This is a genomic window from Ferrimonas pelagia (assembly GCF_039543565.1).
GTDB lineage: Bacteria > Pseudomonadota > Gammaproteobacteria > Enterobacterales > Shewanellaceae > Ferrimonas > Ferrimonas pelagia.
Map to the genome: position 1 here is coordinate 95,658 of NZ_BAABJZ010000105.1, position 21,600 is coordinate 117,257.

The window sequence follows — 21,600 nt, forward strand, 5'->3', positions numbered from 1 at the left end:
TAGGGCTTATTGCGATGAAACAATTTCAACTTTCCCTGGTTGCCGTGGCCGCGTCCCTTGCATTGACCGGCTGCTGGAACAGTGAACAAACACAACACGCACCCGAGCCTCCTGCGGAGGCGCCGGTATTCCCTTTACCGGCCCCCCAGGGCACCTTGATGCGCTTTGCCACCGCGCCTTTGGCGGCGGATCTGACCGGTTTGATCCTGCTGGACGATGGCACCTTGCAATTTAATGTACGTCACCCAGGTGGCAACAACGGCACGGTCGATGATCGCTATAAAAAGGCCTCGGTCGGCGTACTGGCAGGCAGCAATGTCTACGCCACCGAAGCGAATAAAGCGGATGAGATCCCGGTACCGCCAAACGCCAGCACGCGTCAGCGCGTGCTCGGGGTCGACAGTGAGTATCAGTTTATCGGCGTCGAAGGCCAGGAGGGTCTGGGCGTGATTGATGGCCTGCTTAACAACGCCATGACCCAGCCGATGGACAGCAACCAGCCCAACTTCAGCGGCCTGTTGAGTACAGGCGAAGACAGCGCCGTGATCGTCACCAGTTGGGGCACGGTGCCCGGCGGGATCAGCCGCATCGAGGTGGTGCGTAACGCCGAGGGTGGCTGGGATCCGGTCGACACTGAGCAGGTGGACCTGACCGGGCTGCGTGGCGGCCTGACGGCCGCCACCGGCATTGGTGTGATGACCCCTTGGGGCACACCGCTGATCGCCGAAACCGAAGCGATCGAAACCGCCCGTAACGCCACCACCTTCTTTGAATGGAACCAGCCGGACCCGGAAGACCCCGGTCGCGCCCTGTTGGATCTGGCCGCCAAGATGGATCATGCCTTGGGCGATGGAGTATTCCCGAACCCGTATGACTACGGTTATATGATGGAGGTGCTCGACCCCAATGGCGACTTTGAAGTCATTCGCCGCTATGCGATGGGTCGGGTCGAGTACGACCGAGCCATTGTCATGCCGGACAATCGCACCCTTTACCTGTCGCAAAACGCCGCGGGCGGCGCGTTCTATAAGTTTGTTGCGCACACCGCGGGCGATCTGTCCGAAGGCACCCTGTCCGTCGGTAAGGTGACCCAGGAAGAGGGCAAATGGTTCGCCCACCCGGCGGTCACCAGCTTTGACATCGACTGGGTCGAACTGGGCAGCGCCTCGGAAGCGGAGGTATTGGGTTGGGTCAGTGACTTCGATGGCATCGACATGAGCCACTTTGTCGATGGCCAAAGCAGCTACCTGACCGATGCCGATGTGGTGGCCTGGGCCAATGGCGACGCTAATTACCCCAGCATCGCCGAAGGCGGTAACCCGGTCACCGCAGGCTTGCCGATGGATGATCGTGTGGTGTTCCTAGAGACTCGCCAGGCCGGTCAGCTTGCTGGTGGCACGGTGGATTGGACCCACATCACTGGCTTTGCCCATAACTATGCGCGCACCGAGAAAGCCCTGGTGGGGACTGGTGATTTGGCCGAAGACGTGACCGAGGCCTTCGCGTACTTCTCCATTCCGCGCTTCGAACAGCACATGTTGTGGAACTTTGGCGATATCTTCCTTGCCGGTGACAACGGCCCTTGTGGCGGTGTCTACCAGATGAAGATCGAAGAGGGTTACGATATCCGCCGCATCGAGCCGGTGCTGATGGGCGGCGATTATCCGGCGTCCACCACCCATGATCGCTGCGATGGAGAACGGGTGTCCCAGCCAGGCGAGATCCTAGTGATGGACGACGGTCGCCTGTTGATCTCCGAAGAGTACGAGGTTCAAGGGAACGGCGGCCAGCTCAACTCCTCCATCTGGCTATGGGATCCGCTGCGCGAAGACGACTCCGGCACCGAGGAGCCTGAGGAGTAATGCCCATTAGCGGTTCAATGGATTGAACCCAATGAAAACCCCCGCAGCGTGCTGCGGGGGTTTTGTTTTATCCGTCGCCTGAGTTCAACGGCTCACTCTTCGGGCCGTGAGCGCACCTACCTCCAGAATAAAAATGCCGATCCGCAGAGCGGATCGGCATGACCCAAAGGATCGCTTTCGCCTAGATTCTGCGCTTAGCTTCAGACGCCGGGGCGCACACCCAAAGCATGGCAGATGGCGTAAGACATCTCGGCCCGGTTGAGCGTATAGAAGTGGAAATCGTTGACCCCCTCTTTGGCCAATACCTTGGCCATCTCAATCGCCACGTTAGCCCCCACCAGCTTACGGGTGGCGGGATCATCATCCAGGCCATCAAACATGTGATGCAGCCAGTTTGGCACGCGGATCTTGGCAAAATCGGAGAACTTCAGCAGTTGCTGATAGTTGGTGACCGGCAAAATGCCCGGCACGATCTCCACATCGATCCCCGCCGCGGCGCAGCGATCGCGATAGCGCAGGTAGGCATCGATATCGAAGAAGAACTGGCTGATGGCCCGGTTTGCACCGGCATCCACCTTGCGCTTCAGGTTGACCAGATCCGACTGAGCCGAGGTGGCCTCCGGGTGAACTTCCGGATAGGCCGCTACCGAGATCTCAAAGTCATGCTCCTCTTTGAGCAGCTTGACCAGATCGGCTGCGTAGCGATTTGGATTGGGCTGCCCCGCCGGCACATCGCCGCGCAGTGCGACGATATGACGCACACCCTGTGCCCAATACTGACGCGCCAGCTCACGCAGCTCATCGTTGCTGGCGTCCACCAAGGTCAGGTGCGGCGCTGCCTGCAGCTCGGTCTCGGCGTGAATACGCTCAATCACTTTATGGGTGCGATCGCGTACGCCGGAGTTGGCGCCGTAGGTCACCGAAACAAACTTAGGCTTGAGTGGTGCCAACCGCTCGATAGAGCCCCACAAGGTCTCCTCCATCGCCGGACTGTTGGGCGGGAAAAACTCGAAGGACACATTGATGTCTTTCAGAGAGCTGAGGCGCTCGTTTAATGCTTCGACTTGCTGGGCGTGATGAAATGCCATGAAAATTCTACTCCCTGAAAAATTAATGCAATAGGCGACGACAGATCGCCACCAGATCCGATTGCACCGCGGCGGCCGTAACTTCACGTCCCGCCCCCGGCCCTTGGATCACTAAACCGTTGGGGTAATGCTCGCTGCGCAGCAGAAACTGGTTATCACCTGGCGGCAGACTGGCGAAGGGGTGATCGGGGCGAACCGACTCCAGCCCCACTTTGGCTTGCAGCGTATCGCCCTCGATGGCCAGCGCGGCGGTGTAGCGCAAGGCTTGTCCCTGCGCCTGCGCGCGCGCCAATGCCTGGGCCATTGGGCCATCCAACTCAGCGATCCGCTCAATAAACTCGGCGGTACTGCACTGGCTCAGCGCGGCTGGGATCAACGACTCCAGCCCCACCTCGGACAACTCCAGCTTCAGCCCCAGCTCACGCGCCAAGATCAGCAATTTACGCTGCATGTCGACACCGCCGAGATCCTCGCGCGGATCCGGCTCGGTAAAGCCCTTCTCTTTAGCCTCCAGCACCAGCTGGGAAAACGGCCGCTCGCCATCAAAGTGATGGAACAGCCAGCTCAAGGTGCCGGAGAACACGCCGTCGATGCTGCGCAGGCGATCGCCACCGCGCTTAAGATCGTCAATGGCATAAAATACAGGAAGGCCGGCGCCCACCGTGGCGTTATAGCGCCAGTACAGATGGCGCTGGGCTAGGTGCTGTTTCAGTTGATCATAATCGCGCTGCAGGCCCGATCCAGCCTGTTTATTGGCAGAGATCAAATGGATCCCCTGCTCCAGCAGCAGGGGGTAGGCCGCGGCCAGCTCGGCACTGGCGGTGATATCCAGCAGCAACAACTCATCGTAAGGCCAAGCGCTGGCCTGCTCGATGATCTCGCTCAAACGATAGTCCTGCGCCTCGGCCTCAAAGCGTGCACGCCAATCCGCCGGGGCGATCCCCTCCGGTGCCAACAGTGCCTGCGCTTTACCCAGCACGGCCACGAGGGAGAGCTCGGCCTCCAGCTCATCGCTGATCTGACGCTGATAGTCGGCAAACTGCGCCAACCAGGCCGCGCCGATATTGCCCTTGCCCGCCACGATCACGCCGATCTGCTTAAGCGGCCCGGCGCAGCGGCGATGCACCCGCGCAGTCAGATCCGCCACCTGTGCGCTCGGCACCAGGGTGATCAACGCCAAAGGCTCACGGCGTAACGGCCAAGCCTTGCGCCCCAGCAGCCGGGAGAAAGCCCCCGCCAAGCGGGGGGCATGCCGGCTGATCAAGGCCACCAGACCCAGCCCCCGCTCGGTGCGAACCGAGCCGCCAAACTCCTCCACCAGCGCCACCTGCGCCTCCTCCGCCAGCTCCTCACTGATCACCAAGGCGCCCAGATCCGGATAACACACCAAGGGCATCAACCCATGCGCATCCAGGTAGGCTTGGGCTTGCTTGACGTGATCGCTGTACAACACCACCACCTTATCCAGGCTGGTGATCACCGGCTCCGCCTTGGCCCCTTGCGCCAGGATCCGGGTATAGGGCTGCTCCGGGGTGTAGCTGGAGCGTACGTTCAGCGCCATGGCATGCTGTCGCAGCGGCTGCAGGGTACGCGCATGCAGCACCGGCGAGCCCAGACGAGCGAGGCTGTCCGCCTCCGCCAGCGACAACTCCGCCTGCAAACGCGCGTCTTGCAACCGATTCGGATCGGCATTGAACACCCCCTGAACATCGGTCCAGATGGTGGCCTGCTCGACTTGCGCCAATGCGCCGATCACCGTGGCGCTGTAATCCGAGCCGTTACGGCCCAGCAGCACACTCTGACCCGTTGCATCCACCGCAACAAACCCGGTGATGACGATACGGGTGTCCGGCCAGTCACGCAGACAGGTCTCGAGACTTTCCCGGCTGGCCTCATAGTTGGGACAGCGGTCTTCACCGACGGTTAAAAATCGGCGCGCGTCCAACTCCTTCGCCTTCACCCCGAGCTGCTGTAACAGCGTAGCCAACAGCCGTGCAGACCAAAGCTCACCCAGTGACTGGATCTCGGCACTGTGCGTGGCCGGTGCCACCAGCCAATCGCGCAGACGAACCAGATCGGCGCTGAGCTCAAGCTGCACCGCCCCCGCCTCCGGGCCCAATAACAATTTCTGGATCAATTGGCTTTGATACTGCTCCAGCTCCGCCAGCTCGGTCGCCAGCTCCTGCCCCTTACGCGCCCGGCGGATCAGGCCGATCAACCGGTTGGTGGTCTTGCCGGCGGCAGACACCACCACCAGATCATCGCTGTTGCCCTGGGTCAGCAGGATATGCGCCACACGGCGGTAGCAATCGGCATCCGCCAGGCTGCTGCCGCCAAACTTATGTAAGATCCGACGTGTCATCACTGGGTTCCTTATCCTAATGCCTGTTGCAGATCGGCCAACAGATCGCGGGGATCCTCGATCCCCACCGAGATCCGCAACAGGGTCTCAGCGATCCCAGCGGTGGCCTGCGCCTCCGGTGCCATGGCGCGGTGGGTCATGGTGCCGGGATGGCAGATCAGCGACTCCACTCCGCCCAGACTCTCCGCCACGCTGAACACCTGCAGGCGATCGAGCAAGGCGCGTACCTCGGCCTCGCCGCCCTCTAATTCAAAACTCAGCATGGCGCCAAACCCAGCCTGCTGGCGTCGAGCCAGCGCATGCTGTGGGTGATCGGCCAGCCCGGGGTAATGCACCGCCTTCACACTCGGGTGCTCAACCAACAACTCAACCACCGCCTTAGCATTGCGTTCATGTTGCTGCATCCGCAACGGCAAGGTGCGTAGGCCACGCAGGGTCAAATAGCTGTCGAGCGCGCCGCCGGTAAGGCCGAGGCAATTGGCCCACCAGTCCAGTTGCTCCACCAATTCGGCGGTGTTGGCCACCACCGCGCCGCCCACCACATCTGAGTGGCCGTTGATGTACTTGGTGGTGGAGTGGATAACAATGTCTGCACCCAAGGCCAGTGGCTGCTGCAGTACGGGAGATAAGAAGGTGTTGTCGACCACCACCAAGGCTTGTTTGGCTTTCGCCTTGGTCGCGATGGCCGCGATATCCACCAGACGCAACAGAGGATTGGACGGGGTTTCCAGCCACACCATCTTCGGGTTTTGTGCCAGCGCCGTATCCAGCGCGGCCTCATCGGTTTGATCCACCACCAGCAGTTCAAACTGACCCTTGGCCGCCAGCGACGTGAATAAGCGGTAGCTGCCGCCATAACAGTCATGGGGCACCAGGATCAGATCCCCCGCCTGCAACAAGGCCACCGCGGTGCTGATCGCCGCCATGCCGGTCGCCGTCACCACCGCGCCAGCTCCCCCCTCCAACTGAGCCAGCGCGTTCGCCAGCGTGCCGCGAGTCGGGTTGCCACTGCGGGCATAGTCGTACTGCCGGGGTTGGCCGAAGGCCTCAAAGGTATAACTGGTCGACAGGTAGATCGGGGGCACAACCGCACCATGCTGGGTGTCACTTTCTATCCCTTCACGGGCGGCGATGGTAGCGAACTGGCGCTGAGTCATCGAATGCATCCTCCAGACTGACGCAACAAAACGATTTTGTGATGGTTCATTAACTTAAACCGCCACAGTTCGGGCGTCAAGACGTTTAGCCGTCTAAACGTTTACAGGTTAAGACGGCAATCATTGACTCTCTCGGGCATGGGTTTAAAATTGGCCCCGTTATCAAGACTTATAGGTGCATCGATGAGTATCGAGTGGAACGGCGAATACATCAGCCCGTACGCAGAACACGGCAAGAAGAACGAACAGGTCAAGAAGATCACAGTGTCCATTCCGCTCAAGGTTCTGAAGATCCTCACCGACGAACGCACCCGTCGTCAGGTCAACAACCTGCGTCATGCCACCAACAGTGAGCTGCTGTGTGAGGCCTTCCTGCACGCGTATACCGGCCAGCCGCTGCCCGGCGATGATGATCTGCGCAAGGATCGCCCGGACAACGTCCCCGCCGCCGCGCGCGAAATGATGTTGGCGCTGGGGATCGACCCGGACCAGTTAGACGACTGAATGTCGTCACCAGGACAAAAAGCCTGCAGTCCGCAGGCTTTTTAGCGTAAAAAAGGCCCTCTCCATGAACCCAGTTCCAGGCATCGAGCTCCTTTTGGTCTGGCTGATCGTCTTCGCCGGTGCCATCGTACAGAGCGCGGTGGGGTTTGGCTTGGCCGTGGTGGTGGCGCCGCTGCTGTATCTGATCGATCCAGCTTGGGTACCGGGCCCCATCATCATGATGGGGTTGCTGATCTCGCTGTTTACCCTGCGTCGTATAGGGATCCGCCTAGAGATGGGCATATTGACACCCGCCCTGATCGGACGCATTCCCGGCGGTATTCTGGGCACCTGGTTGCTGGTTGTCGCGTCGACCCAGTGGCTCGGACTGGGGATCGGCATCATTGTACTCAGCGCCGTCTTTCTCACCCTCGCCAAGTGGCGCGTGCCGTTGACCAACGCCAACCTGTTTGGCGCCGGCTTTGTTTCCGGGATCTTTGCCGCCATCGCCGCCATCGGTGGGCCCCCGCTGGCGCTGCTGCTCAACAACAATCAATCCGCTGCCCAGATGCGCCACACCCTATCCGGCTTCTTCGTCTTCAGTGCCGCTCTATCTCTAGTGCTGCTGGCCATCGCCGGTAAGTTTGGCACCTCTGAGTTAGTACGCGGCGGGCTGTTGATCCCCCCTGCCTTGCTGGGCTTCTGGTTGGGCGACAAGATCGTCCAGCGGGTCGAGCCGGAGCAACTCAAGCACGCCACCCTGCTGCTTTGTGGTTTGGCCGGCAGCTTGCTCATGCTGCAATCCTCTCATCAACTCGTTACTTTCTGACCCCAAAAGAAAGTGAGTTCGGTTTAAGTCACACCCCCAAAGCAACAAACTCGATCCGCTTCACATTCTGTCGAGGCTGAAGCGTCATTGCCTTGCAGCACTGTGTCGAATCATCAATTCTGTCGGTATCTTACGCATGTTTGTTAACGCTAACCTTGGAGGTGGTTCGCCCCTCCAAAGTCGCATTCCGCGCTCCCTGGCAGGATAATAATGAAAAAAACCGCACTCGCCATCTCCATGGCACTCGCTTCGACCAGCGTTTTGGCCGCCATGTCGGCCGAAGAGATCGCCCAGTACGATATCCCGTTTTACGATCACACCCTCGACATCGAAGACCGCCTGAATGACATCAGCCAGCGTCTGACCGACGAAGAGAAGGGTCATATGATCACCCTGTGGAACAAGGGCGTACCCCGCTATGGCTTGAAATCATTCCCCCCAGGCGAAGCCCTGCACGGTCTGGTGACCCCGCGTGAAATACCGCATACCGTGTTCCCCCAATCCATTGGCCTAGCCGCCACCTGGGACCCGGCTGCGATGAAGCGCATGGGCGATGCCGTCTCCGACGAAGCCCGCGCCCAGTACCACAATGGCCCACTCGACAACAGAGGCCAGAAAGGGCCGCTGACCTTCTGGTCACCGGTGATCAACATCGCCCGCGATCCGCGCTGGGGGCGCACCCAGGAAGCCTATGGCGAAGATCCGCTAGTCAACGGCACCTTTGCCACCGCCTATGTGCAGGGCCTGCAGGGTGACCATCCGAAATACCTGAAGACCGCCGCCGGTGCCAAGCACTTCGTTGCCAATAACGAAGAGCACAACCGCTTCAACGGCAACGCCGATATCTCCGAGAAACAACTGCGCGAGTACTACTTCCCCGCCTACAAACAGGTGGTGCAGGAAGGCGACGCCAAGATCATCATGACCGCCTACAACCGCCTCAACGGCGAGCCAGCAGTGACCAACAAGTGGCTGGTCAAAGACGTACTGCGCGGCGAGTGGGGCTTTGACGGCTTTGTACTGGGCGATTACGGCTCTATCCTGATGACCACCAAGGGCTGGGGTGAGCGTGGCTTCCAGGGCCATGAGATCTACGAAAACTACGTCGAAGCCACCGCCGCCGTGCTCAACGCCGAGACCCTGGATTTCGACAACACCCGAGTGTTCCGCCGCGAAGCGCTGACCGCCATCGAGCAGGGCAAAACCACCTCCGCGCAGCTGGACCGCGCCTTCCGCAACACCATGCGCGTCGGCCTGCAGTTGGGCATGTTCGATCCGGAAGAGCTCTCGCCCTGGAAAGATCTGCCGTTTGAGACTTTGACCACCTTCAAGGATCTGGCCCTGGAGCTGGCCGAGAAGTCCATGGTGCTGCTGCAGAACGAGCCGGTGAACGGCACCCCGCTGCTGCCACTGGACAAATCTGCCCTGAAAACCGTGGCGGTGATCGGCCCCAATGCCGATGTCCTGAACTACGGCACCTACTCCGGCACCGCCACCGATCCGGTCACCCCGCTGCAAGGCATTCGTGACTACCTCGGCGACGACGTCGAGGTGCTGTACGTGCCTTGGGCGACAGACGAAGATGAACTGACCCACATCGCGATGGACAACATCAGCACCCTGGACAACCAAGGGTTGGGGGTCTGGCGCGCCGTCTACCATGACGATCAGATGGCTCGTGGCAAACCCGCTGGCCGCGAAAACGTGGCCCACATCGACTTCAGCTGGACCGACGACAAGCCGCACGAGGCATTGACTAAGGATCGCTACTCCGTCACCTACACCACCACCGTCGTTCCGCCACAAAGCGGCCTCTACACCCTGGGCCTGGAGCACCAGGGCGGCGACGTCGTGATTAACGTTAACGGCGGTCCGCTGATCCGCGATCATGGCGATGCCAACAAGCTGCTCCGCTCCACCCAGGAGATCGAGCTGGACGCCAGCCAGGCCTATGAGATCACCGTGGTCTCCATGCGCAAAGGCAATGCCAAGGATCACGTGCTGCGCTTCGGTTGGCAGTTGCCACAAGAGGAAAGCCAGTTTGAAGGCGGTGAGCTGGAAGTGGCCAAGCAAGCGGATGCGGTGATCGCCGTGATGGGCCTGTCGGTCGATTACGAGCGTGAGTCCATTGACCGTGCCTTCGAAGGCCTGCCACAGGCGCAAACCGACATGCTGCGCTCCGTGGTGAACGCCAATCCGAACACCGTGGTGGTGATGCAGTCCGGCTCTTCCATCGAAAGCCCGTGGCTGAAGGACAATGTGCCGGCCATCCTGCAATCCTGGTACCCGGGTGAGCAGGGCGGCAACGCCATCGCCAACACCCTGTTTGGCGATAACAACCCGGGCGGCAAACTGCCACAAACCTGGGTACGCAGCTGGGACGATCTGCCGCCGTTCAACGACTACGACATGACCAAGGGTCGCAGCTACTGGTACTTCGACAAAGAGCCGCTGTTCGCCTTCGGTCACGGCCTGAGCTACACCGACTTCACCATGGACAAGCTGAAGCTCAAGTCCAACAAGGTGAAGCAGGACGGCACCATCGACTTAAGCGTGCGCGTGAAGAACACCGGCAAAGTGGATGGCGACGAAGTGGTTCAGGTTTACGTTCACGACAAGTTCGACCGCAGTGACAAGCCGCAGCAGCGTCTGAAGGCGTTCGAGCGCGTGTCCTTGAAGAAGGGCGAGCGCAAGACCGTGGATCTCTCCATCGACGTGGCCGACTTGGCCTACTGGGATGAGCAGACCAAAGACTGGGCTCTGGGCGACCGCTACGAAATTCGGGTCGGTAACGCCTCGGACAACATCAAGCTAACCGACACGGTTCGCGTGAAGTAATCGCACAGCAAACGACACAAGGCGCCCCATCGGGCGCCTTGTTTGTATCTGCGCATTTACAAGAGTTCACAAAGAACATTCGATCTGGTTTTACCCATTTCAGTTAAAGGAAGAACGATGATAAAAAGAACCGCTCTGGCCGTTTCCGCGGCCCTGCTCTGTGGCCCGGCCATCGCTGGTATGCCCGCCGCGGAGATCGCTCAATACGACATTCCGTTTTATGATCACACCCTGCCCATCGAAGCGCGCCTCGATGACATCACCGCCCGGCTGACACCGGCGGCAAAGGGCCAGATGATCAGCATGCGCAGTAACGGGGTGCCCCGTCTTGGCCTCAAGCCCTTTGAGCCAGGCGTGGCCCAGCATGGCCTCTCCACGCCACGCTCCAATTCGCATACGGTCTTCCCAACCTCCATCGCTATGGGTGCCACCTGGGACAGAGAGCTGATCTTACGTACCGGCGATGCCATCTCCGATGAGATCCGCGCCCAGTACCACAACGGTCCTGAGTTCAACAAGTTCGGACAGCGTGGGCCCTGTTCATGTACTCCCCGACGATCAACATGGCACGCGATCCCCGCTGGGGCCGGACTCAGGAGGCCTACGGCGAGGATCCTAAGCTGACCGGGGACATAGTGACCGCGTACATCAAGGGTCTTCAGGGGGACCATCCGACCTACTTGAAATCCGCCACCGGTCCGAAGCACTTCGTCGCCAACAATGAAGAGCACAACCGCTTCGGCGGCAACGCCGACATCAGTGAGAAGCAGTTGCGTGAATACTTCTTCCCGGCCTATCGACAGGCCATCGAGGAGGGCAACTCCAAGATCGTCATGACCGCCTACAACCGCCTCAATGGTGAGCCGGCGGTGACCAACACCTGGCTAGTGCGCGATGTGATGCGCGGTGAATGGGGCTTTGATGGTTTTGTGATCGGGGATTACGGCTCCATCCTGATGACCACCAAGGGCTGGGGTGAGCGCGGCTATACCGGCCATGAGATCTACGACAACTATGTCGAAGCCACTGCTGCCGTCATGAATGCTGACACCCTGGATTACGACAATACCCGGCTATTTCGCAGGGAACTGATGACCGCCATGGAGCAGGGCAAGGTACCGCAGGAAAAGCTGGATCGCGCCTTCCGCAACACCATGCGGGTCGGCCTGCAGCTGGGCATGTACGATCCCGAGTCTTTGTCTCCGTGGAAAGATCTGCCCTTTGAAACCCTGACCAGTTTTAAAGACTTGGCACTCGAGGTGGCCCAGAGCTCCATGGTGCTGCTGCAAAATGAGCCGGTCGATGGCACGCCGCTGCTGCCGCTGGACAAGTCCGCCATCAAAACCGTGGCGGTGATCGGCCCCAACGCCGATGTGCTCAACTACGGCACCTACTCCGGCACCGCCACCGATCCGGTCACCCCGCTGCAGGGTATCCGTGACTACCTGGGCAATGACGTCGAAGTCCTGTACGTGCCTTGGGCCGAAAACGAAGACGAGCTGCAGAGCGTCCCCATGGATAACATCATCCAGTTGGACAACCAGGGCTTAGGCGTCTGGCGCGCCGAGTACTACAACAACGGTCAGGCTGCGGGTCAGCCCATCGCCAGCGACAACGTCGCCGACGTCAATTTCGACTGGCTCGATACCTACCCGCACGAGTCCCAAAGTGGCCAATTCTACGCCGTCCGCTACACCACTGAGATCGTGCCTCCTATCGGCGGTGACTACACCTTCGGCATCGAGTACCACGGCACCGAGGCGAAGGTCTCGGTCAACGGGATCTCGGTGATCGACGCGCACCACCGTCCGGGCCAGGATCACCGCGAGACCCGTCCAGTCCGCCTGGACGCCAACCAGACCTATGAGATCGAAGTGGTGACCATGCGCAGAACCAACGAAGGCAAGCACCAGGTGCGCTTCGGCTGGCAACTGCCGAAACAGGATGACACCTTCGAAGGCGGTGAGCTCGAGGTGGCCAAGCAGGCCGACGCCGTGATCGCCGTGATGGGCATTTCCGTTAAGTACGAGCGTGAGGCCTACGACCGTACTGTGGAAGGCCTGCCACCGGGTCAGGAAGAGATGCTGGCCGGGATACTCAAAGCCAACCCCAATACCGTAGTGGTGCTGCAATCCGGCTCCTCCATCGAGAGCCCGTGGCTGAAGGACAACATGCCCGCCATCCTGCAGTCCTGGTACCCGGGCGAGCAAGGCGGTAACGCCATTGCCAACACCCTGTTTGGCGAGCATAACCCGGCTGGCAGACTGCCGCTGACCTACGTCAAAAGCTGGAACGATCTGCCGCCGTTCAGTGATTACGATCTGACCAAGGGACGTACCTACATGTACTTCGACAAGGAGCCACTGTGGGCCTTCGGCCACGGCCTGAGCTACACCGACTTCACCATGGACAAGCTCAAGCTCAAGTCTAAGAAGGTGAAGTCCGATGGCACCATCGATCTCAGCGTTCGGGTGAAGAACACAGGTAAACGTGATGGCGATGAAGTGGTTCAGGTGTACGTGGTGGACAAGTTCGACCGCAGCGACAAGCCAAAGCAGCGTCTGAAAGCGTTCAAGCGTGTCAGCGTCGCCGCCAGCAAGTCCGAGACCGTCAAGCTCTCCATCGACGTGGCCGATCTGGCCTACTGGGATGAAAAGACCAAAGACTGGGCCCTGGGCAATCGCTATGAAATTCGCGTCGGTAACGCCTCGGACAACATCAAGCTGACCGACACGGTTCGCGTGAAATAAAAACAAAACAAACCGCACATGGCGCCCATCGGGTGCCTTTTTCCACTTTTAAGGAGAGACTCAATGCAACGAACTGCCCTTTGCGGCCTGATCACAACCCTGCTACTGGGTTGCGCCCAAGTCCCCAACCAGACGCCTGACACCACGGCGATCAAAACCATCGCCAACCCACTCGATCTAAATTACCGCTTTATGCTGAGTGGACGCTTTCGTGAAGCCGCCGACGCCACCGTCGTCCGCTACCAAGACAAATACCTGATGTTCGCCTCTAAATCTGGCGGCTACTTCGTCTCAGACGATCTGGTGGATTGGCAAGTGGTCGAAACCGACCAGTACAACGTCGAGGACTACGCCCCCTCTGCCGTGGTGATCGACGACACCGTCTACCTGCTGGCCTCCTCCCACAAGAAAACCAGCCTATATCGCTCCGACGACCCGCTATCGGGCAACTGGGAGGTCGAGGTACAGGAGATGCAGTACGGGATCTGGGATCCCGCCTTCTTTATGGATGACGACAAGCGCCTCTACCTCTATTGGGGCTGCTCCAACAGCCACCCGCTGTGGGGCGTCGAGCTGGACTACCGGGATCAGTTCCGCTTTATCGACCGTCGCAAAGGATTGGTTGAAACTCACCAGGCCCTTCACGGCTGGGAAGTGTCCGGCGATGACCATACCAACGATGAGCGCAAAGCCTGGATAGAAGGCGCCTGGGTGACCAAACACGACGGCCGCTACTACCTCTCCTACGCCGGCCCTGGCACCGAGTACAACACCTACAACGACGGCATGTATGTGTCTGACTCACCGCTCGGCCCCTTCACGCTGGCCGAGCACAACCCCTTTGCCTATAAGCCCGCCGGATTTGTCGCCGGGGCTGGCCATGGCAACACCTTCGAAGATAAGTACGGCAACTATTGGCATATGGGCACCGCCTCCGCCTCAACCGTTAACACCTTCGCCCGCCGCCTGGGGATCTACCCCACCTTCTTCGACGAGGACGGGATCGCCCACGCCGTCACCAAGTACGGCGACTACCCGATGATCGTGCCGGATCATAAGATCACGGATTTTGATCAGCTGTTCCCGGGCTGGATGCTGCTCTCCTACGACAAGCCGGTCACCGTCTCTTCCAGTCAGGCAGACTACCCGGCCAGCCAGATGGTGGATGAGCAGATCAAGACCTACTGGGCTGCCGAGACCGGCGGCGAACACGAGTGGGCCATGGTGGATCTGCAAGGGGACTACCAGGTCCACGCCATCCAGATCAACTTCTCCGAGCACAACGCCAAGGCCAAAGGGCGCCAGCCCGACTTGCGCCACCGCTATGTAGTCGAAAGCTCGCTGGATGGTCAGCAGTGGCAGACGGTGATGGATCGCGCCGATGCCGAGCACGACAACCCCCACGCCTATCTGCAACTGCCACAAGCGCAACCGGCACGCTACGTGCGCCTGCGCAACCTGGAAGTAGCCAGTGGTGAGCTCGCCCTGTCCGGTTTCCGTGTGTTCGGCCTGGGTGACGGGGCGAAACCGGCCGAGGTCACCGGTCTGCGCGCCGAGCGCCAGGCGGATCCGCGCCGGGTGGCGCTGAGCTGGATGGCGGTCCCCGAAGCCACCGGCTACACCGTCAGCTTCGGCACCCATCCGGGCAAGCTCTACAGCCATCACACCGTCTACGGTAACAATCAGGTCGATATCAACGCCCTGCACGGCGAGCGTGACTACTACTTCGGCATTGAAGCCTTCAATGAAAACGGGATCACGCCGAGCCCGTCCGTCGTCAAGGTGACCGCTCCCCGCTGATCACCGGCGCGCCAGGTGCTGTGTCCCCCGTGGTCGCAGCGCCTAGTCTAAACGCGATAAAAAACTGCAAAGAGCACGCAAAGTTCGCCAACCGAAACGGCGTTCAGCCCGCCTCCTTTGCCTGGCGCTTCCCCCCCTTGGCCTGCAACCAATCTCATACGCCTGGCAACTCACCATAAACCAGATTCATGAGCCCCCAACCCAATCTGCAAAAAAAGCCATCCCCTAGCGACTTCTTGCCCATTTTTTTTCAAAATAGTGATTCAATAACGAACGTTGATAGCGATAACAAAACAAGTGGCGCACGGCACACTCCCTGAAACCAAGCAGCACGGTAGTAGACGATCGTTACAGCGATCTCGTGAGCCCGCACGGCCAGATCATCTCTCCCAAGAGATCTTGAAAGGAAACCACAATGAAATCTAAGTTAGCGACGGCGGTCAGTGCCGCACTTCTCATGGCACCTGCCTGGGCCAATGTCTCCGACAACCAGCCCGACATCCCCTTCTTCGATCACACCCTGCCCATCGAAGAGCGTCTAGACGACATCACCGCCCGCCTCACTAACGAGGAGAAGGGCCATATGCTGACCCTATGGAACGAAGGCGTGCCACGCATGGGCATGCTGGCGTTCGAGCCCGGCGAAGCCCTGCACGGATTGGCCTCACCACGGCACAACGTCGCCACCGTATTCCCCCAATCCACCATGCTGGCCTCCATGTGGGATCCTGCGTTGATGAAGCGCATCGGCGACATCGTCTCCGACGAAGCCCGGGCCCAACACCACCACGGTCCGGTGATGCCCCGTGGCCGCAAAGGTCCGCTGATGTTCTGGTCACCGGTGATCAACATCGCCCGTGACCCACGCTGGGGCCGCACCCAGGAAGCCTATGGCGAAGATCCACTGCTCAACGGCATCAAAGCCACCGCCTATGTGCAGGGCCTGCAGGGTGACCATCCGAAATACCTGAAGACCGCCGCTGGCGCCAAGCACTTCGTTGCCAACAACGAGGAGCACAACCGCTTCAACGGCAACGCCGATATCTCCGAGAAGCAGCTGCGCGAGTACTACTTCCCCGCCTACAAACAGGTGGTGCAGGAGGGCGACGCCAAGATCATCATGACCGCCTACAACGCCCTCAACGGCGAGCCGGCGGTGACCAACACCTGGCTGGTGAAAGATGTGCTGCGCGGCGAATGGGGCTTTGACGGCTTCGTACTGGGCGATTACGGCTCGGTGATGATGACTCGCAAGGGCTGGGGTGAGCGTGGCTACATCGGCCACGAGATCTACGACACCTACAAAGACGCCGCCGCCGCGGTGATGAACGCCGAGACCCTGGACTTCGACAACACCTCACTGTTCCGCACCGATCTGGTCCAGGCCATCGAAGAGGGCATGGTGCCGCAAGAGAAGTTCGACCGCGCCTTTAAGAACACCATGCGGGTCAGCCTGCAGTTGGGCATGTGGGATCCGGAAGAGCTGAGCCCATGGAAGGATCTGGCGTTTGATATTATGGCCAGCGACGCCCACAAAGCCGTTGCACTGGAAGCCGCCGAGAAGGGCATGGTGCTGCTGCAAAACGAGCCGGTGGCCGAGCAGCCACTGCTGCCGCTGGACAAGTCCGCCATCAAGACCGTCGCGGTGATCGGCCCTAACGCCGACATGGTCAACTTCGGTACCTACTCTGGCAACCCGAGAGATCCGATCTCGCCGCTGCAGGGCATTCGTGACTACCTCGGCGACGACGTCGAGGTACTGTACGTGCCTTGGGCCGAGAACGAAGACGAACTGCAGACCGTACCGATGGACAACATCGTCCTGCTGGACAACCAAGGTCTGGGGATCTGGCGCGCCGAGTACTACAACAATGGTCAAGCCGCCGGTAAGCCGATTGCCAGCGACAACGTCGCTGACGTCAACTTCGACTGGCTCGATACCTACCCACACGAGTCCCAAAACGGCCGTCACTACTCCGCCCGCTACACCACTCAGATCGTCCCTTCTGTTGGCGGTGACTACACCTTCGGCGTCGAATACCATGGCACCGAGGCGAAGGTATCGGTCAACGGTGTGTCGGTGATCGACGCTCACCACCGTAAAGGCCAGGATCACCGCGAGATCCGTCCGGTGCGGCTGGAAGCCAACCAGACCTATGAGATCGAAGTGGTGTCCATGCGCAGCACCAACGAAGGCAAACACCAGGTGCGCTTCGGCTGGCAGTTGCCAAAACAGGATGACACCTTCGAAGGCGGTGAGCTCGAGGTAGCCAAACAGGCCGACGCCGTGATCGCCGTGATGGGTATTTCCGTTAAGTACGAGCGTGAAGCCTACGATCGTACCGTGGAAGGCCTGCCACCGGGTCAGGAAGAGATGCTAGCCAGCGTGCTTAAAGCCAACCCGAACACCGTCGTCGTGCTGCAGTCCGGCTCCTCCATCGAAAGCCCTTGGCTGAAGGACAACGTGCCCGCCATTCTGCAATCCTGGTACCCGGGTGAGCAGGGTGGTCGCGCCATCGCCAACACCCTGTTCGGCGACAACAACCCGGGCGGCAAACTGCCGCTGACCTGGGTTCGTAGCTGGGGTGATCTGCCACCGTTCAATGACTACGACATCACCAATGGCCGTACCTACATGCACTTCGATAAGGAGCCGCTGTGGGCCTTCGGTCACGGCCTGAGCTACACCGACTTTAAAATGGACAAGCTTAAGCTCAAATCCAACAAGGTGAAGCAGGACGGCACCATCGACTTAAGCGTTCGCGTCAAGAACACCGGTAAAGTTGACGGCGACGAAGTCGTACAGGTCTACGTAGTGGACAAGTTCGATCGCAGCGATAAGCCGAAACAACGCCTGAAGGCCTTCGAGCGTGTCAGCGTGAAAGCCGGCAAGTCCGAGACCGTTAAGCTCTCCATCGACGTGGCCGACTTGGCTTACTGGGATGAGAAAACCAAGGATTGGGCCCTAGGCGATCGCTACGAAATTCGCGTCGGTAACGCCTCGGACAACACCACGCTGAGCGACACCGTTCGCCTCAAGTAATCACAGAAGCAACGACACAAGGCGCCCAGTCGGGCGCCTTTTTGCTGCCCCTAAATATGAGTAACGTTCACCGCAGCCAGCACCCCTTGCAACTTCATTACAGTTCTTTACTGACCTTGAAGGGCTATGCCCTTGGGCTTAGTGATTAAATGACCACACTGATAGCGCTAACCAAATACGCACTCCGCAATCGCTCCTGTCGTTCACTGCAACCACAGTCTTTAATGAAAAACGGATAGAAGTAGCCAATGAAACTGCCGTTGAGCTTCACAGCCCCCACCGTCTTCGCCGCATTTGCCGCGCGAACCCAAAGAGGGCTGCCCAATCACCAGACTCAAAGCCCCCTTCGGGTCGGTTGGCTCAATCACAGCTCAGACGGCCTGCCGCGCTTTGCATGCACCCCATTGACAGCAAACACCTCATCCCATCAAGGCGCCCATCAAGGCGCCTTGTTTGCATTCAGTCGCCAGCGAAAACTTATAACCCGCGTTCGATCTGGCCTCTTTTCAACTGAGTCATTGCCCGTCGTTCCCTCGGGCAGTAGCGCAATAACCTAGGAAAAACCATGATAAAAAGAACCGCCTTGGCCGTTTCCGCGGCCCTGCTGTGCAGCCCGGTCTTCGCCGGCATGCCCGCCGCCGAGATCGCCCAGTACGATATCCCGTTTTATGATCACACCCTCTCCATCGAGGAGCGTCTGGACGATCTGTCCGCACGCCTGACCGATGAAGAGAAGGGCCATATGATCACCATCTGGAACCCGGGTGTGCCACGCTTGGGCCTCAAGGTTTACATGGGCGGCGAAGCCCTGCACGGCCTGTCCGCCCCGCGCGATAACGCCGCCACCGTCTTCCCGCAATCCATCGGCCTGGCCTCCACCTGGGATCCAGAAGCGATGAAGCGCATGGGTGATGCCATCTCCGATGAAGCCCGCGCCCAGTATCACAACGGCCCTATCCTGCAGCGTGGCCGTAAGGGCCCACTGACCTTCTGGTCACCGGTGATCAACATCGCCCGCGACCCTCGCTGGGGCCGCACCCAGGAAGCCTATGGCGAAGATCCGCTGCTTAACGGCACCTTTGCTACCGCCTACATTCAGGGCATGCAGGGCGACCACCCGACCTACCTGAAGACCGCTGCCGGTCCTAAGCACTTCGTTGCCAACAACGAGGAGCACAACCGCTTCAACGGCAACGCCGATATCTCCGAGAAGCAGCTGCGTGAGTACTACTTCCCCGCCTACAAGCAGGCGGTTGAAGAGGGCAACGCCAAGATCGTCATGACCGCCTATAACGCCCTCAATGGCGTGCCCGCGGTGAACAACAAATGGTTGGTCAAAGACGTGCTGCGTGGTGAATGGGGCTTCGACGGCTTCGTGCTGGGCGATTACGGCTCCATCCTGATGACCACCAAGGGCTGGGGTGAGCGTGGCTTCAAAGGCCATGAGATCTATGAAAACTACGTTGAAGCGGCAGCCGCCGTCCTAAACGCCGAAACCCTAGACTTCGACAACACCCGGATCTTCCGTAACGAAGCGATCAAGGCGATCAAGCAAGGCAAAGCCAGCAGCGAAAGCCTGGATCGCGCCTTCCGCAACACCATGCGCGTCGGCCTACAGCTGGGCATGTTCGATCCGGAAGAATTGTCTCCTTGGAAGGATCTGCCCTTCTCATTGCTGACCAGCCACAAAGAGCTGGCACTGGAGCTGGCCGAAAAATCCATGGTGCTGCTGCAGAACGAACCGGTGGACGGCACCCCGCTGCTGCCGCTGGACAAGTCGGCACTGAAGACCGTTGCCGTGATCGGTCCCAACGCCGATCGCCTCAACTACGGCACCTACTCCGGCACCGCGACCGATCCGGTCACCCCGCTGCAAGGCATTCGTGACTACCTGGGCGATGACGTCGAGGTGCTGTACGTGCCTTGGTCCAACACCGAAAACGAGCTGACCCACATCCCGATGGACAACATCACCACTCTGGATAACCAGGGCATGGGGATCTGGCGCGCCTTCTATCACAACGATCAGATGGCCCGTGGCGCTGCGGACGGCCGTGAAAACGTCGCTCACATCGACTTCAGCTGGACCGACGACGTGCCACACGAAGCGATCGAGCGCGAGCGTTACTCCGTCACCTACAAAACCAACGTGGTTCCGCCACAAAGCGGCCTCTACACCCTGGGCATCGAGCACATGGGTGGCGACATCGTGGTTCAGGTCAACGGTGCACCGTTGATCCGTGACCACGGTGACAACCCGGAGATGACCCGCTTCACCAAAGAGATCGAACTGGACGCCACCCAGACCTACGAGTTCACTGTGATCTCCATGCGTCGCGCCAATGCCCCAGAGCACGCCCTACGCTTTGGCTGGCAGGAGCCGCAAGAGGCGAACCAATTTGAAGGCGGCGAGCTGGAAGTGGCCAAGAAAGCCGATGCCGTGATCGCCGTGATGGGCATTTCCGTGGCGTACGAGCGTGAGTCCATTGACCGCGCCTTCGAAGGCCTGCCAACCGCACAAACCGAGATGCTGCAAAGCGTGGTGAACGCCAACCCGAACACCGTCGTGGTAATGCAGTCCGGCTCCTCCATCGAGAGCCCTTGGCTGAAGGACAATGTGCCGGCCATCCTGCAAGCCTGGTACCCGGGTGAGCAGGGCGGTAACGCCATTGCCAACACCCTGTTCGGTGACAACAACCCAGGCGGCAAACTGCCGCTGACTTGGGTCAAGACCTGGGATGACCTGCCGCCGTTCAACGACTACGACATGACCAAAGGTCGCAGCTACTGGTACTTCGACAAGGAGCCGCTGTTCGCCTTCGGTCATGGCCTGAGCTACACCGACTTCACCATGGACAAGCTGAAGCTCAAGTCCAACAAGGTGAAGCAGGACGGCACCATCGACTTAAGCGTGCGCGTTAAGAACACCGGCAAAGTGGATGGCGACGAAGTGGTTCAGGTTTACGTACACGACAAGTTCGACCGCAGCGACAAGCCGAAGCAGCGCCTGAAGGCGTTCGAGCGTGTCAGCGTGAAGGCCGGTAAGTCCGAGACCGTTAATCTTTCCATCGACGTAGCCGATCTGGCCTACTGGGATGAGAAGACCAAAAACTGGGCCCTGGGCGACCGCTACGAGATCCGCGTCGGTAACGCCTCGGACAACATCAAGCTGACCGACACGGTTCGCGTGAAGTAACCGCAAAGTACACCACCTAAGGCGCCCTGATGGGCGCCTTCTCTGTGGTCATGACGCCCGCGCGCTCAAGCTAAGGCGATCATGATTTAACCCTAGAAAACGGCACCGAAGCAAAGCAGTGGTTTGATGCTGCGCGCGAGAAGGGGAGCGAACACATCGCCCGCCTTTGCCCGAAAAGCACCACGCCTGGCG

The 21,600-nt window shown here is 59.8% G+C and carries 12 protein-coding genes; 9 read left to right on the top strand and 3 right to left on the bottom strand.

Features of this window, described 5'->3' with window-relative positions; translation table 11 throughout:
- Positions 1-14: 14 nt before the first annotated feature.
- Entirely contained in the window at positions 15-1,862 is a 1,848-nt protein-coding gene (locus tag ABEA08_RS20585; protein ID WP_345337312.1) for an alkaline phosphatase PhoX, read from the top strand.
- Positions 1,863-2,062: 200 nt separating this feature from the next.
- Here ABEA08_RS20585 and metF read toward each other — a convergent pair whose 3' ends face one another.
- The 3 genes from metF to metB are packed head-to-tail and all read right to left on the bottom strand — an operon-like array spanning position 2,063 to position 6,469.
- Entirely contained in the window at positions 2,063-2,950 is an 888-nt protein-coding gene (gene metF, locus ABEA08_RS20590; RefSeq protein ID WP_345337313.1) for a methylenetetrahydrofolate reductase, read from the bottom strand.
- Positions 2,951-2,972: 22 nt separating this feature from the next.
- The gene (metL, locus tag ABEA08_RS20595; RefSeq protein WP_345337314.1) at positions 2,973-5,312 is read right to left on the bottom strand and encodes a bifunctional aspartate kinase/homoserine dehydrogenase II; all 2,340 of its coding nucleotides are present in this window, start codon (positions 5,310-5,312) and stop codon (positions 2,973-2,975) included.
- An 11-nt stretch (positions 5,313-5,323) separates the two neighbouring features.
- Positions 5,324-6,469 (bottom strand): cystathionine gamma-synthase, encoded by a 1,146-nt coding sequence (gene metB, locus ABEA08_RS20600; protein ID WP_345337316.1) that lies wholly within the window; start codon positions 6,467-6,469, stop codon positions 5,324-5,326.
- Between the two features lie 183 nt (positions 6,470-6,652).
- On the opposite strand from metB, the gene metJ reads away from it, so the two are divergent.
- From metJ to ABEA08_RS20640, 8 genes are all read left to right on the top strand, one after another.
- The gene (gene metJ, locus ABEA08_RS20605; RefSeq protein ID WP_345337317.1) at positions 6,653-6,973 is read left to right on the top strand and encodes a met regulon transcriptional regulator MetJ; all 321 of its coding nucleotides are present in this window, start codon (positions 6,653-6,655) and stop codon (positions 6,971-6,973) included.
- Positions 6,974-7,037: 64 nt separating this feature from the next.
- Positions 7,038-7,781, top strand: coding sequence for a sulfite exporter TauE/SafE family protein (locus ABEA08_RS20610; protein ID WP_345337318.1), 744 nt, complete (start codon positions 7,038-7,040; stop codon positions 7,779-7,781).
- A gap of 210 nt (positions 7,782-7,991) precedes the next feature.
- Complete coding sequence (locus tag ABEA08_RS20615) at positions 7,992-10,619, top strand: glycoside hydrolase family 3 C-terminal domain-containing protein (protein ID WP_345337319.1); 2,628 nt, start codon at positions 7,992-7,994, stop codon at positions 10,617-10,619.
- A 117-nt stretch (positions 10,620-10,736) separates the two neighbouring features.
- Positions 10,737-11,243, top strand: coding sequence for a hypothetical protein (locus ABEA08_RS20620; protein ID WP_345337320.1), 507 nt, complete (start codon positions 10,737-10,739; stop codon positions 11,241-11,243).
- Positions 11,183-13,369 (top strand): glycoside hydrolase family 3 C-terminal domain-containing protein, encoded by a 2,187-nt coding sequence (locus ABEA08_RS20625; protein WP_345337321.1) that lies wholly within the window; start codon positions 11,183-11,185, stop codon positions 13,367-13,369. Before ABEA08_RS20620 ends, ABEA08_RS20625 begins: the two co-directional genes overlap by 61 nt.
- A gap of 63 nt (positions 13,370-13,432) precedes the next feature.
- Positions 13,433-15,169 (top strand): family 43 glycosylhydrolase, encoded by a 1,737-nt coding sequence (locus ABEA08_RS20630; RefSeq protein WP_345337322.1) that lies wholly within the window; start codon positions 13,433-13,435, stop codon positions 15,167-15,169.
- A 415-nt stretch (positions 15,170-15,584) separates the two neighbouring features.
- A complete protein-coding gene (locus tag ABEA08_RS20635; RefSeq protein WP_345337323.1) occupies positions 15,585-18,212 on the top strand; it encodes a glycoside hydrolase family 3 C-terminal domain-containing protein in 2,628 nt (875 codons plus the stop codon).
- A gap of 565 nt (positions 18,213-18,777) precedes the next feature.
- Complete coding sequence (locus ABEA08_RS20640) at positions 18,778-21,408, top strand: glycoside hydrolase family 3 C-terminal domain-containing protein (protein WP_345337324.1); 2,631 nt, start codon at positions 18,778-18,780, stop codon at positions 21,406-21,408.
- Positions 21,409-21,600: the final 192 nt, after the last annotated feature.